Here is a 15104-nt window from a genome sequence, read left to right as displayed (position 1 = left end):
CGATGCCAGTGCGGTGGTGAAGGCCCGGGGACCGTCTCCTGACCTGAAGGAGACGCCCTCACCCGGGCCGATCGCCGCCGCCGCGGTCCCTGTCACCCCCTGAACGAGGGCGTGGAGTACGGATACGGTCCCGTACTCCACGCCCTTTCGCATGCCGCGCCCACCCAGCCCGTCCGGCGCTATCCAGCCCGTCCGGCGTTTGAGGACGGAACCGTCAGGGTGATGGGGCCGCACCATACCCAGCCCGTCCGGCGTTTGAGGACGGAACCCTCGCGCGGGTGGGCGCGCACGCTTCGAAGCAGGGACGCCACCGTGCCCCTCACGCGGAAGACGGCCCGCTCCAGCCCCACGGTTCCGTCCTCAAACGCCGGACGGGCTGTAGGTCCGGCCTCGCTTGACGCGTGTAGCTAATAGCATTAGCCTTTAGCTAGTCACATTAGCTTTTGCACCGAGCAGGGAGACGCCATGACCGAGTTCATCTCCGTCCCGGGCGGCACCCTCGCCTACGAGACCGCCGGCGAGGGCCCACTGGTCGTCCTGGCCCACGGCATGGGCGACAGCCGCGCGGCGTACAGATTCGTCCTGCCGCGCCTGGCGGCGGCGGGGTACCGCGTGGCCGCGGTCGACCTGCGGGGCTGCGGCGAGTCGAGTGCGACATGGCCTTCCTACTCGCGCACCGACATCGCGGGCGATCTGCTCGCGGTGATCCGTCGCCTCGACAGCGGCCCGGCCGTCCTGGTCGGTCACTCGATCTCCGGCGGAGCCGCCACCATCGCGGCCGCCCAGGATCCCGACCTGGTCAGAGGCGTCATCGAGCTGGCCCCCTTCACGCGCGCACAGTCGATCGCGTTCGGCGACCTCCGCTCGAAGCGCTACCGCAAGGGCGCCTTCCTGCTGCTCGGCGCCGCCCTCTTCGGCAGCGTGGGACTGTGGTCCCGCTACCTCGACCACGCCTACCCGGGCCGCAAGCCCGCCGACTGGGCCGACCGGCTCGGCCGCGTCCGGGCGACGCTGGGCGAGCCCGACCGGATGCGGGCGTTGCGCAAGATGGGGCAGTCGGCGCCGACCGACGCCGGCGCCCAGTTGGGCAACGTACGGACCCCCGCCCTGATCGTGGAGGGTTCGCTCGACCCCGACTGGGTCGATCCGCGCGCCGAGGGCGAGGCGATCGTGGCCGCGATGCCTGCCGGTGTCGGGGAGGTCGCGGTGATCGAGGGAGCCGGCCACTACCCGCACGACCAGTACCCCGAGGAGACGGTGTCCCTGATGCTCGCCTTCCTGGAAACGCACACCCGTGCCTAGGGCGGGCCTCGACACGAGCGCCGTCGTCGCGGCGGGAGCGGCGCTCGCCGACGAGGTCGGCTGGGCGGGCCTGACCATGGGGCTGCTGGCCGACAGGCTCGGCGTACGGCCGCCGTCCCTGTACAAGCACGTCGCTTCCCTGCACGAACTGCGGCACGGCATCTCCGTCCGGGCCAAGCGCGAACTCGCCCAGCACCTGGCCCGGGAGTGCGTCGGCCGTTCCGGCCCGGACGCGGTGCGGGCGTTCGCCGACAGCTACCGCCGCTGGGCCCTGGAGCACCCCGGCCGCTACGCCGCCACCGTCCCCGCTCCGGCGGCCGGTGACGAGGAGGACCGGGACGCCGGCGAAGAGGCGTTGCGGGTTCTGCTCGACGTCCTCGCCGGTTTCGGCCTGCCCGACGCGCGGGTCGTCGACTCCGCACGGGCGCTGCGATCGGCACTGCACGGGTTCGTCACCCTTGAGGGCGCCGGCGGCTTCGGTCTGCCCCGTGACGTCACGCGGAGCTACCGCTTCCTCGTCGACACCCTGATCACCGGCTTCGAGGCCGCCCCTCCGGCTCACACCTCCGCACCGTGAGGACCGGGACACGACCTCCGGGGCACGACCCCGTCCGCGGCGGCCTGCGCTTCGCCGTCGAGATGACCGCCTGGGTGTGCACCCCCTGGGCCCTGTGGTCCCTCTCCGTCCCGCTGGCGATCGGCGCCGTCCTGCTGTTGATCGGGCTTCCTGCCCTCTTCGGCACCCCGGGCGACCGGCCCGGCGGTGACCCGCCCGTCGCGGTGCCCGGCATCGTCACCATCGCGCTGGTGGTGCTCCAGGCGGTGGCGGCAGCGGCGTCCGCATGGGCGCTGTGGGGGACGTGGGTCGCCACGTCGGTGACTGCCCTGTGCCTGATCCTGCCCTTTACCGAACTGCCGCGCTGGCGAGCCCTGTTGAGCGCGACCCACCGGCCGGGCTGACCGCACGGCGCGCCGTTCGCAGCGGATCCGGTCCGCGGTCGAAGCGCGAGGGCCCCTGCCCCGGAGGCTTCTCCGGGGCAGGGGCCCTCGTTCGGTGCCGGGCGGGTCAGGACACGGTCAGGGGGCGGATCGCGGTGGGCGCGTGGGACGGGTCCGTGGCGATGTCCTCGAACTCGTTGACCGACGCGATGTCCGTACCGCTCATCGCGATGTTCGTGACCCGCTCCAGGATCGCCTCGACGACGACCGGGACGCGGAACTCCGCCGCCAGCTTCTTCGCCTCCTCGAAGGCCGGCAGCAGCTGGTCCGGCTCGGTGACCCGGATCGCCTTGCAGCCGAGGCCCTCGACGACCTTGACGTGGTCGACGCCGTAGACGCCCAGCTCCGGGGAGTTGAGGTTCTCGAACTCCAGGTTGACCTGGAAGTCGATGTCGAAGTTGCGCTGCGCCTGGCGGATCAGCCCCAGGTAGGAGTTGTTCACCAGGACGTGGACGTACGGGATGCGGTGCTGCGCGCCGACGGCCAGCTCCTCCAGCATGAACTGGAAGTCGTAGTCGCCGGAGAGGGCGACGACCGTGCCCTCCGGGTCCGCGGTGGCGACGCCCAGCGCGGCCGGGATCGTCCAGCCCAGCGGGCCCGCCTGGCCGCAGTTGATCCAGTGGCGCGGCTTGTAGACGTGCAGCATCTGCGCACCCGCGATCTGCGAGAGCCCGATCGTGGTGACGTAACGGGTCTCCGGGCCGAACGCCCGGTTCATCTCCTCGTACACGCGCTGCGGCTTGAGCGGCACGTTGTCGAAGTGGGTCCTGCGCTGGAGGCTCGCCTTGCGCTCCTGCGTGGAACCGGCCCAGGCCGACCGGTCCTTGAGCTCGCCCGCGGCCTTCAGCTCGCGCGCCACCTCGACGAAGAGCTCCAGCGCGGCCTTGGCGTCGGAGGCGATGCCGAGGTCCGGGGCGAAGATCTTGCCGATCTGGGTGGGCTCGATGTCGACGTGGACGAAGGTGCGGCCCTGGGTGTAGACGTCCAGCTTGCCGGTGTGGCGGTTGGCCCAGCGGTTGCCGATGCCGAGGACGAAGTCGGACTCCAGGAAGTTCGCGTTGCCGTAGCGGTGCGAGGTCTGCAGGCCCACCATGCCGGCGTTCAGCTCGTGGTCGTCGGGCAGGATGCCCCAGCCCATCAGGGTCGGGATAACCGGGACGCCGGTCAGCTCGGCGAACTCCACCAGCAGCTCGGAGGCGTCGGCGTTGATGATGCCGCCGCCCGCGACGAGCACCGGGCGCTCCGAGGCGTTCAGCAGCTGCACGGCCCGCTCGATCTGCTTGCGGGAGGCGGCGGGCTTGTGCACCGGGATGGGCTCGTACAGCTCGGGGTCGAACTCGATCTCGGTGAGCTGGACGTCGATCGGCAGGTCGATGAGGACCGGGCCGGGGCGGCCGGTGCGCATCAGGTGGAAGGCCTGCTGGAAGACGCCGGGGACCTGCGCGGCCTCCAGGACGGTGGTCGCCGCCTTGGTGACCGGCTTGGCGATCGACGCGATGTCGACGGCCTGGAAGTCCTCCTTGTGCAGGACGGCAGTCGGCGCCTGGCCGGTGATGCACAGGATCGGGATGGAGTCGGCGATGGCGGAGTACAGACCGGTGATCATGTCGGTGCCCGCCGGGCCCGACGTACCGATGCAGACGCCGATGTTGCCGGCCTTGGCCCGGGTGTAGCCCTCGGCCATGTGGGAGGCGCCCTCGACGTGACGGGCCAGGGTGTGCTGCACCCCGCCGGAGGCCTTGAGGGCCGCGTAGAAGGGGTTGATCGCCGCACCCGGCACACCGAACGCGTTGCTGACGCCTTCGCGCTTGAGGATCTCAACTGCCGCTCGGGCAGCGGTCATACGAGGCATTGAGTGCTCCTGCTCGGGATTGGTGGAGTCGGGCTCTGTCGCGCCACCTGAGAGCACCAATTCCGCATTACGGAAATTCAGTTCTGCTATACGGAAGCAATCTAAAACCTGGGACGACCCCCGTCAAGGGCGTGAACCGCCCTCCGCCCGTACGAAGTGCGTCAATCCCTTCCCCAGAGCCTCGCTCCTGGTGGACCATGGAGTGACGAGGGAGGCACGGAGCGCAAGCGGTCGCGCGTCCGTGCCGGAGGGAGAGTTACGTGGAGTCCGTGCCGGTCCGGTGTCCTGTCTGCGGCCGGGACCACGCCTACAGCACACCGGCCTACCCCTGCCCGTGCGGGACGCCCACCGCCCCGCCGCTGCTGCCGGGCGCCCCGGCGGTCCTGGTCACCCATCGCAGCTGGAACGACGTCTGGGTCACCGTCCGCTGCGCCTCCTGCGCCCGGGAGGACCAGTGGCCGCAACCCGAGCTGTGCTGCCCGTGCGGGACCGTCCTGCGGATACCGGTGCGCCCGGTGGCCGCCGCCCCGGCCCCGGCCGCGCCGGTCTCCCCGGCCCATATCCCGCTGCCGCGCACCGCCGCGCACCCGCGCCCGACGTTCCACCCGATGACGATCCGCACGGGCCACGACGCGGTGAGCGCGGCCGGCCTCTATCTGACGTGGCTGGGCTACCGCGACGTCGGCCGGCCCGGGGCGGGCCCGGCCTCCGGGATCGATCTGCGGGCCGACGGGCTGATCGCCCAGGTCGACTCCAGCACCCGGCCGACGACGCTCCGCGCGGTCGAGACCCTCTGGCTCAACGCGCTGGGCGCCTCGGCGACCGGCGTGTTCTTCTCCCTCGCGGGGTACGCGGCCGAAGCCCGGGCCCGCGCGGACGGCGTCGGACTCCCGCTCTTCGTCATGGACCTCACCGGGACCCCGCAGCCGGTGAACAGCCCGGCGGACGAGCTGGTCAGCACGGGCGCCTGAACGGACGCCCCGGGCTCCGCCGGGAGGTGGATCCGGCCACCCGCGTACCGGTGGGCCGTCCGGCGCGGCACACTGAGTACATGCGTATCCGCTCCGCCAGACGCTCGGATCTTCCGCTTCTCCAGGACATCGAGCGCGCCGCAGGGGAGCCGTTCCGGGCCCTGGGCATGGCCTTCGTGGCCGACGACGATCCGCCCCCGCTCGACCTGCTGGAGAGCTACCGGCAGGCAGACCGTTGCTGGGTGGCCACCGACCCTCTCTCCGCCACCGGCGACCGGCCGCTCGGCTATGTGCTCGCCGACCCCGTCGACGACGCCCTGCACATCGAGCAGGTCTCGGTGGACCCGTGCGCCGCACGCCGGGGCATCGGCCGGGCCCTGATCGCCCACCTGGCCGAGCTGGCCTCGGCCCGGGGAATGGCGGCGCTGACCCTGACCACCTTCACCGATGTGCCGTGGAACGCCCCGTACTACGCCCGGATCGGCTTCCGGATCCTGCCCGAGGCCGAACTCACCGACGGGCTGCGCACGATCCGCGCCGAGGAGGCCGAGCACGGCCTCGACCGCTGGCCCCGGGTCTGCATGCGCCGCGAACTGACACCGACGGCCCGAACGCCCGCTGCCCGGCCTTCGGATGCCGTGACTGTCAGCGGTGGCACGTAAGCTGTGCGCATGGCTTTACTCCCGGACAGCTCCCTCCCCGCAGACCGCCCCGCGCCCGCCGCCGAGCAGGCCAACGAGGCCATCCGCGCGCTCGTCGACTCCTCCGGACAGGGCTGGTCCGCGGCCGAGGCGGCGACGTACGAGGTGCTGCTCATCGAGTGGGCGGCGGCGACCCGGGGCGGCCCCGACATCATCGAAGCCGCCTGACCCGCCGCCCGCCCGCTCAGTCCGCGTAGGTCTCGCGCAGCTCGATCTTGCGGACCTTCCCGCTGACCGTCATCGGGAAGGTCTCCAGGATCCGCAGCCTGCGCGGGATCTTGTAGTGCGCGAGCCGCTCCCGGCAGTGTGCGGTGATCTCCTCCAGGGTCGGCGGATCGGCCGGATCGCGGGGGATGACGCAGGCCAGGATCTCCTCGCCGTAACGCTCGTCGGGCACCCCGACCACCTGGACGTCGGCGATCTTCGGGTGGCTGTACAGGAACTCCTCGATCTCCCGTGGGTACACGTTCTCGCCACCCCGGATGATCATGTCCTTGATCCGGCCGACGACCTGGACATAGCCGTCCTCGCGCATCACCGCGAGGTCCCCTGTGTGCATCCACCGCCCCGCGTCGACGACTTCGGCGGTGCGGTCGGGCTGGTCCCAGTAGCCGAGCATCACGCTGTAGCCCCGGGTGCGCAGTTCGCCGGCGCTGCCGCGCTCCAGGGTGACGCCGGTGACCGGATCGACGATCTTGACCTCGATGTGCGGCAGCACCCGGCCCACCGTGCCGGTACGGCGCTCCAGGTCGTCGTCACGGCGGGTCTGCGTGGAGACGGGTGAGGTCTCCGTCATTCCGTAGCAGATGGAGACCTCGGCCATGTGCATCTCGGCGACGACCCGCTTCATCACCTCGGCCGGGCAGGGCGAACCGGCCATGATCCCGGTGCGCAGCGAGGAGAGGTCGTACGCGGCGAAGTCCGGCAGGTTCAGCTCGGCGATGAACATGGTGGGCACGCCGTACAGCGAGGTGCAGCGCTCCTGCTGGACGGCGGCCAGCACGGCGGCGGGCTCGAAGGACGGGCCCGGGATCACGACGCAGGCGCCGTGCGAGGTGGCGGCGAGGTTGCCCATCACCATGCCGAAGCAGTGGTAGAAGGGCACCGGGAGACAGACCCGGTCCGCCTCGCTGTAGGCGATCGTCTCCCCCACGAAATAGCCGTTGTTGAGGATGTTGTGGTGGGAGAGCGTCGCCCCCTTGGGGAAGCCCGTGGTGCCCGAGGTGTACTGGATGTTGATCGGGTCGTCGCAGGACAGCTCCGCCTCGCGGGCGGCCAGTTGTCCGCGCGTCACGGCGGGGGCGGCGGCGGTCAGCTCCGCCCAGGACGGGTCGCCGATGTAGTGGACGGCCCGCAGGCCGGGGCAGTTGCCGCGGACCTCCTCGACGAGGGTGCGGTAGTCGCTGGTGCGGTGCGAGAGCGAGGCGACCAGCAGGGAGACGCCGGCCTGCTGGAGGACGAACTCCACCTCGTGGGCGCGGTAGGCCGGGTTGATGGTGACCATGACGGCACCGATCCGGGCCGTGGCGTACTGCACGAGCACCCACTTGGGGCAGTTGACCGCCCAGATGCCCACCCGGTCGCCCTTCGCCACCCCGGACGCCATCAGGGCGCGGGCCAGCTCGTCGACGTCCGCGGCGAATTCCGTATACGTCCAGCGGCGGCCGGAGGCCACGTCGACCAGTGCCTCGCGGTCGCCGTGTGCGGCGACCGTACGGTCGAGGTTGCGGCCGATGGTGTCGCCGAGCAGCGCGGTGCCGCCGGTGCCGTGTGCGTAGGACAGCTTCTCGGGTGCCGGCTCGCTCACTTCAGGTCCCCCTCGTCGAACTCGACGCCGGTGCCCAGGGCGGTGCGCTCCCTGAGCTCGATGCGGCGGATCTTGCCCGAGACGGTCTTGGGCAGCTCCGCGAACTCCAGCCTGCGGATGCGCTTGTACGGGGCGAGGACCGCCCGGGAGTGCTCGAAGAGGATCTTCGCGGTGTCCGGACCCGGCTCCCAGCCCTCCGCGAGCACGACGTACGCCTTCGGGACGGCGAGGCGGAGCGGGTCGGGGGCGGGCACGACGGCGGCCTCGGCGACCGCCTCGTGCTCCAGCAGGGCGCTCTCCAGCTCGAACGGCGAGATCTTGTAGTCGGAGGCCTTGAACACGTCGTCGGCCCGGCCCACATAGGTGATGTAGCCGTCCTCGTCGCGTGCGCCGATGTCGCCGGTGCGGTAGTAGCCTCCGGCCATCGACTCGGCGGTGCGGTCCGGGTCGCCGTGGTAGCCGGTCATCAGGCCGACGGGGCGGTCGGAGAGGTCGAGGGCGATCTCGCCCTCCGTCGCGCCGGGCTGTCCCGTCACCGGGTCGAGCAGTTCGACGGTGAAGCCGGGGCTCGGGCGGCCCATGGAACCGGTCTTGAGGAGCTGGCCGGGGGTGTTGGCGACCTGGACGGCGGTCTCCGTCTGCCCGAAGCCGTCCCGGATCGTGACGCCCCACTTCCGCCGGACCGTCTCGATGACCTCCGGGTTCAGCGGCTCCCCGGCCGCGACGACCTCGCGCGGCGGGACCTTCAGCTGACTCAGGTCGGCCTGGATGAGCATCCGCCAGACGGTGGGCGGGGCGCAGAAGCTGGTGATGCCCGAGCGGTCCATCTCGGCCATCAGACGGCCCGCGTCGAAGCGGGTGTAGTTGAAGATGAAGACGGTGGCCTCGGCGGACCAGGGGGCGAAGAGGTTCGACCAGGCGTGCTTGGCCCAGCCGGGCGAGGAGATGTTCAGATGGACGTCGCCCGGCCTGAGCCCGATCCAGTACATGGTCGACAGGTGGCCCACCGGATAGGACACGTGGGTGTGCTCGACCAGCTTGGGGCTGGCGGTGGTGCCGGAGGTGAAGTAGAGCATCAGCGGCTCGTCCGCGTCCGTCTCCCGGCCGGGCGTGAACACGGCGGATGCCTCCGCCGCACCCGCGTACGACCGCCAGCCCGCCACCTCCTCGCCCACCGCGATCCGGGTGTAGTCCCCGGGCACCTCGTCGAACTTCGCGGTGTCCGCGTCCCGCACCAGCACATGGCGCACCCGGCCGCGCTCCACCCGGTCGCGCAGGTCGGCGGGGCCGAGCAGCGGGGTGGCGGGGATGACGACGGCGCGCAGCTTCATCGCGGCGAGGGCGGTCTCCCACAGCTCGGTCTGGTTGCCGAGCATCACGAGGATGCGGTCGCCCTCCCGTACGCCCTGCGCCTTCAGCCAGTTGGCGGCCCGGTCGGAGCGCTCCGACATCGCGGCGAAGGACACCTCGGTGCGCCGGCCGTCCTCCTCCACGATGTGCAGGGCGGTGCGGTCGTTTTTCTCGGCGATGACGTCGAACCAGTCCAGCGCCCAGTTGAAGTGGTCCGCCCGGGGCCAGCGGAAGCCCGCGTACGCGGTGTCGTAGTCCTCGCGGTGCGCCAGCAGGAAGTCCCGGGCGGCCCGGAACGTCTCGGTCGCGCTGGTTGCCGACATGTGCCCTCCTCATTACGGACCGGTCACCTGACATCATGTAAACAGTGACCCAGGTCTCACCACCCCCGGACGGGGGTGGTGCCCTCCCCCGTCCGGGGGAGGCGATACGGGCCGGGTGGAGGGGCGTCGGAGTGCCGGAACCGGTCGATGCGGTCGAGATGCAGGCGGCACTGTTGAGGCTGCGCCGCACCAGCGGGCTCCCCGTGGCCTTCGGCGGTCTGCTGTCCGACGCGCGCCACGCACGGATCGCCGAGCTGAACGGGGCACAGACCAGCGCGCTGCGGGGCCTGGTCATCTCCGCCGGGAGCGGCCTCGGCGGCAAGGCCATCGCGCTGTCGCGGCCCTGTGCGGTGACGGACTACGCCTCCTCCCGCCACATCAGCCACGAGTACGACGCGGCGGTGGCGGCGGAGGGGCTGCGCTCGGTCGTCGCGGTCCCCGTCGTCGTACGCCGGACGGTACGGGGCGTGCTGTACGGGGCGCTGCGCACACCGGTCACGCTCGGCGACCGGACCTTCGACGCGGTGGTGGCGTCGGCCCGTGATGTGGAGCAGGCGCTCGCGGTACGGGACGAGGTGCGGCGGTTGCTGGCGGCGGGCCGGGAGCAGGTGTGCGATCCGGGCACGGTGCCCGGCGCCTGGGAGGACGTGCGCGAGGCCCACCGCGAACTGCGCGCGCTGGTGCCGAGGGTCGTCGATCCGGCGCTGCGCGACGAGCTGCTGGAGGTCTGCGGGCGGCTGGCCTCGGCGTCGGGGGCCAAGGCGCCCGCGGCCCGGGAGGTCCGTCTCGCGCCGCGCGAGGTGGATGTGGTGGCGTGTGTGGCGGCGGGCGCGACGAACGCGGCGGCGGCCGAGCGGCTGGGGCTGCGGCCCGAGACGGTGAAGGGGTATCTGCGGTCCGCGATGCGGAAGTTGGGGGCGCACACCCGGCTGGAGGCGGTGGTGGCGGCCCGCCGGGCGGGACTGCTGCCCTGACCCTCGGCCCCGTACCCCGTAAGAGAGTCTCAGTCGCCGAAGTCCAGGAACGTGCCGAACCGGACGTCGTGGTCCGTCGCGTCCGTCATCACGGCCAGCATCCCCGCCGCCTCGTCGGTGATCTCCGCGCGCTCGGCGCGGGCCAGGCTCCGGAGCGGCTGGACGGTCAGGCGCGCCGCGCCGCCCTCGCGTTCGATGCGCCAGACCGCGTCGAAGAACCCGTCGATCAGCACCGTGCCGTACGCCTGGTTGCCCACCCCATTGCGCCCCTTGTTCACCGCGGGAATGACGCGGGTGCGGTCGGCGTGGCCGAGGAGGACGTTGTCGAACTCGGGCAGGAAGCGCGGCGGGGCCGGTGTGCCGGGGTCGGGGCGCGGGGCCTCGGGCAGGTCGAAGAGCTCGACGCCCCGCTCGTCGCGGAAGGTGAGCAGCCCGGGCCTGAGCCGTTCGAAGACCTCCTTCGTGCGGGTGAGGCCCGCCCAGGACTGGAAGTCCATCACCGAGGCGGGGCCGAACGCGCCGAGGTAGCGCAGCACCGTGGCGTCGAGCTCCCGCACGGGCTCGGCGGGCCGGCCGAGCCAGTGCTCCACGGTGGTCAGGGCGACCTGCCCGCTGCGGCCCCACAGTCCGCGCGGGGTGACCTGGACCAGCGGCAGCAGACAGCGGGCAGCGGCGGTGAGCGCGAGCGGGTCGGCCTCCGGCCAGTGCGCGAGGAGTTCCTTCCGCAGTTCCCCGACCGGGCGTGGGCGCTCCCGGACCAGCTCCTCGGCCACCGTCGCCAGCCGGTCGAGGTCCACCCCCTCCAGCCCGCGCCGGAAGCCCTTCAGCTCCCGCTCGCGTGCCGCCTGCACCAGCGGGCGCAGGGTGAGCGCGTCGTCCGCCGTATGGGTGTGGAGGGTGGAGCGCAGGGTGACGATCCGGACCACCTCGCGGGACTCCATCAGGGTGGACAGCTCCGCGGGGTCGAACTCCGTGAGCCGGGCGTACAGCTGGAAGTACGGCGGCTTGGTGTTCTGCGCCTGGAGCCCGACGAGGTGGGCGACGGCGTCCTTCGCGGACATCGGCGACCTGCGCAGCAGAAGCTGACGGTCCAGGGTCGCCCGGTTCAGTGCCCGGGCGGACAGGACGGCGGGGTGTGCGGCGGTGCGGTGCGTCTTCGCGGCCATGGTCCGAACGCTACCGGCAGTTGCGGTCGGATACGGTCCGCAAGTCGCGGCGTACGTACGTTACGCCCACCGGGCCCGTGCGGCGCGCGCCCCGGGCGGCCCGCCGCCATGATGGGCCGGTGATCAGTGTCCTGTTCGCCGTGCTGACCGCCCTCAGCAACGGTTGCGCCTCGGTGCTCCAGCGCCGGGCGGCGATGGAGGTGCCCGACAGCGAGGCGATGCGGCTGTCGCTGATGACCCGTCTGGTGCGGCAGAAGGTGTGGCTGGCGGGGATCGGGCTGGTGATCGTGGCGGCCGTTTGCCAGGCGATCGCGCTGGCCACCGGTCCGATCGCGGTGGTCCAGCCGATCTTCGTGATCGAGCTGCCGCTGACCCTGCTGGTCGCCGGTCTGGTGATGCGGGTGCGGGCGGACGCGGCCGTCTGGTCCGGGGTCTCGGCGGTCACGGCGGGCCTGGCGCTCGGTATGGCGGCGGCCGCCCCGGTCGAGGGCAGCGACACGGTGGAGGGCGTCGCCTGGATTCCGGCGCTGCTGGTGACCGGGGTGTTCGAGGCGGGGCTGATCGTCGCCGCGCTCCGCACCCGGGGCAACCTCCGGGCGGCCCTGCTGGGTATGGCCGCCGCCTGCGGCTACGCGCTGACGGCGGCGCTGATGAAGGACGCGATGGCGAACCTGGACGACGGCGGGGTGGTCGCGCTGCTGGCGTCCTGGCAGCTGTACGCCACGGCGGCGGCCGGGGTGGGCGCGCTGTTCCTGCTCCAGAACGCGCTGCAGGCGGGCAGTCTGGTGGCCGTTCAGCCGATGCTGACGCTGGGGGACGCGCTGATCAGCATCCTGTACGGGGTGACGCTCTTCGACGAGCAGCTGCGGACCGGCTGGTGGCTGCTGCCGGAGCTGGCGGCGCTGGCCCTGATCGCCACGGGGTGCGTGCGTCTGGCCCGTACGCCGCTGGCCAGAGGCACGCTCGCACCACCACCTCCTCCGCCGCGCGTGCGGTAGTCCGGCCGGCTCAGCCGGCGTCCGGCGGGGTGACCCGTTCGCCCGACGGCACGGGGCCCGGAGGGGTGCCGTCCCCGAAGGGACGGCCGCCGAGCTGCTCGCGGTGGTGCGCGGTGGTCCAGCCGGAGAGGTCGGGGCCGACGGGGACGATGCCGGTCGGGTTGATGCCGGTGTGCACCCGGTAGTAGTGCCGCTTGATGTGGTCGAAGTCGACCGTGTCGCCGAATCCGGGCGTCTGGTAGAGGTCGCGGGCGTACGCCCACAGGACGGGGTCCTCGGTCAGCTTGTTCCGGTTGCACTTGAAGTGGCCGTGGTAGACGGGGTCGAAGCGGACCAGGGTGGTGAAGAGGCGGATATCGGCCTCGGTGATGGTGTCGCCGACCAGGTAGCGGCGGTCGGCGAGGCGCGCGGAGACCTGGTCCAGGCGGGCGAAGAGGGCCTCGTACGCCTCCTCGTACTCCTGCTGGGTGCTGGCGAAACCGCACCGGTAGACGCCGTTGTTGACGTCCCGGTAGATGCCCTCCATGACCTCGTCGATCTCCGCGCGCAGCGGCTCGGGGTAGAGGTCGGGGGCGCCGGGGCGGTGCAGGGCGGTCCACTCGGTGGCCAGGTCGAGGGTGATCCGCTGGTAGTCGTTGGTGACCAGCTTCCCGCTCGGTACGTCCACGATCGCGGGCACGCTGACGCCGCCGGGGTAGTCGCGCTCCCGGGCGTCGTAGGCCTCGCTCAGGTAGCGGATGCCGAGGACCGGGTCCTTGCCACCGGGGTCCAGCGTGAAGCGCCAGCTGCGGTCGTCCTGGATCGGGTCGGCGACGGCGAGGGAGAGCGCGTCCTCCAGGCCGAGCAGCCGCCGGGAGACGAGCGCGCGGCTCGCCCAGGGGCAGGCGCGGCTGACGACGAGGCGGTAGCGGCCCGGTTCGACGGGCCAACCGTCGCGGCCGTCCGCGGTGATCCGGTCGGGGAAGTGGCTCCTGGACCGCTTGAACGGCTTGTGGCCGTAGGAGTCGTTGCCTTCGCTCCCGGCGCCGCCCGCTCCTGTCGCGTCCGCTGTCGTGTCGTTCATGCCGCGCTCCTCGATGCGTCGTCGGTGGATCGGTCCGCTGTACGTCGTCTGCCCCGTCGGTCGGCCGCGACGTCGGCCAGCGCCACGATCAGTCCGGCCAGTACGAAGGCGACGGACACGATGAGCCCGTGGTCGTAGGCGTCGGCCCAGCCGTCCGGGCCGACCTGGGCGAAGAACACCGCGCCCACGGCGGCGATCCCGATCGCGGAGCCCACCCGCTGCCCGGTCTGCAGGGTGCCGCCGGCGCTGCCTGCCCGGTGGACCGGGACCTCCGCGAGGGTCAGGGTCTGGTTCGGGGCGATGACCAGACCGCTGCCGAGGCCGGCGAGGAGCAGCGGGGCGACCATGGCCCAGCCCGCTCCGTCGCCGGGGACCAGGTGGACGGCGAGCGCGGTGCCCGCGAGGCCGAGGGCGACCATGGCCAGGCCCGCCACCACCAGCGGGCGGCCGAAGCGTCCGACGAGCCGGCCGCCGATGGAGGCGGCGACGCCGGAGCCGAGGGCGAAGGGGGTGATGGCGAGTCCGGCCTGGAGGGCGGAGTAGCCCAGGCCGGACTGGAGGTAGAGGGTCGTGACGAAGAAGATCGAGGTGAACCCGGCGAAGTAGAGCAGGATCAGCAGACAGCCCAGCCAGTAGGAGCGCAGCCGGAACAGCGACAGGTCCAGGACGGGGTGGGTGCGGCCGCCCGTGCACCGCGCCTCCCAGGCGACGAACGCGGTGAGCAGCGCCGCGGCCAGGACGAGCAGCAGCCACTTGGCGTTGCCGGGCCACTGCTGGGCCTGGACGAACGGCAGCAGCAGGGCCAGCACCCCGGCCCCGAGGAGGGCAACGCCCACCGGGTCGAGGTCGCGCGGCCGGACCCGGCCGGCGGAGGGGGTGTCGGGCAGCAGGCGGTGGGCGAGCAGCAGGCAGACGGCGCCGAGCGGGAGGTTGACGTAGAAGACCCAGCGCCAGCCGTGCTCCGGTCCGGCTGCCTGGATGAGCAGTCCGCCGAGCAGCGGGCCCACGGCCGTGGAGATGCCGACGACGGTGCCGAACATGCCGAAGGCCCGGCCGCGTTCCCGCCCGGAGAACATCTGCTGGATCAGCGCGGAGATCTGCGGGGAGATCAGACCGCCCGCGATGCCCTGCACCAGCCGGGCGATCACCAGCCACATGCTGGACTGGGCGGCCCCGCAGGCGGCGGAGGACAGGGTGAACAGGGCGAGGCCCACCATGAAGACCGCCCGGCGGCCCCGCGCGTCGCCGAGGCGTCCGGCGGGGATGAGGAAGAGGCCGAAGGCGAGGGCGTAGCCGGAGAGCACCCACTGGAGGTCGGACTCCGGGGTGTTCAGGCCCTCCCGGATGGAGGGGAGGGCCACATTGACGATGGAGACGTCCAGCAGGGTCATGAAGCCCGCCACCAGGCAGACGCCGAGTGCCCGCCAACGCCGGGGGTCGGGGCCGTCCGGGGCGGCGTCGCCCCCGGCCGGCCCGTGGGTCGCCGCGCTCCGTGCCATGGTTGGCACCTTAGGCGGGGTGGGGTGTTTCCTCATCCGGGACACGTCCGCGCCGGGTGGCCGGATGCCCGGGCCGGACACCGGCCCGGGTCCGGCACG

Annotated in this window: 14 protein-coding genes; 8 read left to right on the top strand and 6 right to left on the bottom strand. The window is 72.3% G+C overall.

Features of this window, described 5'->3' with window-relative positions; genetic code table 11:
* Positions 1–465: 465 nt before the first annotated feature.
* Genes KV381_RS30390 through KV381_RS30380 form a run of 3 tightly spaced genes read left to right on the top strand, consistent with a single transcriptional unit; the run spans position 466 to position 2262 of the window.
* Positions 466–1302, top strand: a complete 837-nt coding sequence (locus KV381_RS30390; RefSeq protein ID WP_218786785.1) for an alpha/beta fold hydrolase — start codon at positions 466–468, stop codon at positions 1300–1302.
* A complete protein-coding gene (locus tag KV381_RS30385) occupies positions 1295–1879 on the top strand; it encodes a TetR/AcrR family transcriptional regulator (RefSeq protein WP_218786784.1) in 585 nt (194 codons plus the stop codon). The genes KV381_RS30390 and KV381_RS30385 overlap by 8 nt, the downstream gene beginning before the upstream one ends.
* Positions 1876–2262, top strand: coding sequence for a hypothetical protein (locus KV381_RS30380; protein WP_218786783.1), 387 nt, complete (start codon positions 1876–1878; stop codon positions 2260–2262). The genes KV381_RS30385 and KV381_RS30380 overlap by 4 nt, the downstream gene beginning before the upstream one ends.
* Positions 2263–2368: 106 nt before the next feature.
* Here KV381_RS30380 and gcl read toward each other — a convergent pair whose 3' ends face one another.
* Positions 2369–4153, bottom strand: a complete 1785-nt coding sequence (gcl, locus tag KV381_RS30375; protein ID WP_030083976.1) for a glyoxylate carboligase — start codon at positions 4151–4153, stop codon at positions 2369–2371.
* A 260-nt stretch (positions 4154–4413) separates the two neighbouring features.
* Here gcl and KV381_RS30370 point away from each other — a divergent pair, with 260 nt between their 5' ends.
* From KV381_RS30370 to KV381_RS30360, 3 genes are all read left to right on the top strand, one after another.
* Entirely contained in the window at positions 4414–5124 is a 711-nt protein-coding gene (locus tag KV381_RS30370; RefSeq protein ID WP_218786782.1) for a hypothetical protein, read from the top strand.
* 80 nt (positions 5125–5204) lie between these two features.
* Positions 5205–5786, top strand: coding sequence for a GNAT family N-acetyltransferase (locus KV381_RS30365; protein WP_030083974.1), 582 nt, complete (start codon positions 5205–5207; stop codon positions 5784–5786).
* 9 nt (positions 5787–5795) lie between these two features.
* Complete coding sequence (locus KV381_RS30360) at positions 5796–5993, top strand: hypothetical protein (RefSeq protein ID WP_030083973.1); 198 nt, start codon at positions 5796–5798, stop codon at positions 5991–5993.
* A 16-nt stretch (positions 5994–6009) separates the two neighbouring features.
* On the opposite strand, the gene KV381_RS30355 is transcribed toward KV381_RS30360, so the two are convergent.
* On the bottom strand, positions 6010–7632 hold the full coding sequence (locus tag KV381_RS30355) for an AMP-binding protein (RefSeq protein WP_218786781.1): 1623 nt from the start codon (positions 7630–7632) through the stop codon (positions 6010–6012).
* Positions 7629–9305: an AMP-binding protein gene (locus KV381_RS30350; protein ID WP_193462964.1), complete on the bottom strand. Its 1677-nt coding sequence runs from the start codon at positions 9303–9305 to the stop codon at positions 7629–7631. The genes KV381_RS30355 and KV381_RS30350 overlap by 4 nt, the downstream gene beginning before the upstream one ends.
* Before the next feature lie 131 nt (positions 9306–9436).
* On the opposite strand from KV381_RS30350, the gene KV381_RS30345 reads away from it, so the two are divergent.
* A complete protein-coding gene (locus KV381_RS30345; RefSeq protein WP_030625253.1) occupies positions 9437–10279 on the top strand; it encodes a response regulator transcription factor in 843 nt (280 codons plus the stop codon).
* Between the two features lie 29 nt (positions 10280–10308).
* Here the strand turns inward: KV381_RS30345 and KV381_RS30340 are convergent, their stop codons facing one another.
* Complete coding sequence (locus tag KV381_RS30340; protein ID WP_218786780.1) at positions 10309–11445, bottom strand: winged helix DNA-binding domain-containing protein; 1137 nt, start codon at positions 11443–11445, stop codon at positions 10309–10311.
* A 119-nt stretch (positions 11446–11564) separates the two neighbouring features.
* Between KV381_RS30340 and KV381_RS30335 the strand changes: the two genes are divergently transcribed.
* On the top strand, positions 11565–12443 hold the full coding sequence (locus KV381_RS30335; RefSeq protein WP_218786779.1) for a DMT family transporter: 879 nt from the start codon (positions 11565–11567) through the stop codon (positions 12441–12443).
* A 10-nt stretch (positions 12444–12453) separates the two neighbouring features.
* Here KV381_RS30335 and KV381_RS30330 read toward each other — a convergent pair whose 3' ends face one another.
* Together KV381_RS30330 and KV381_RS30325 are read right to left on the bottom strand one after the other, a co-directional pair.
* On the bottom strand, positions 12454–13506 hold the full coding sequence (locus KV381_RS30330; protein ID WP_086777125.1) for a glutathione S-transferase family protein: 1053 nt from the start codon (positions 13504–13506) through the stop codon (positions 12454–12456).
* Positions 13503–15005, bottom strand: coding sequence for an MFS transporter (locus KV381_RS30325; RefSeq protein ID WP_030083959.1), 1503 nt, complete (start codon positions 15003–15005; stop codon positions 13503–13505). The genes KV381_RS30330 and KV381_RS30325 overlap by 4 nt, the downstream gene beginning before the upstream one ends.
* Positions 15006–15104: the final 99 nt, after the last annotated feature.

The sequence above is a fragment of the Streptomyces sp. WY228 genome (genome assembly GCF_019287315.1).
Lineage (GTDB): Bacteria > Actinomycetota > Actinomycetes > Streptomycetales > Streptomycetaceae > Streptomyces > Streptomyces caviscabies.
This window is presented reverse-complemented; position numbering and strand designations above follow the sequence as displayed.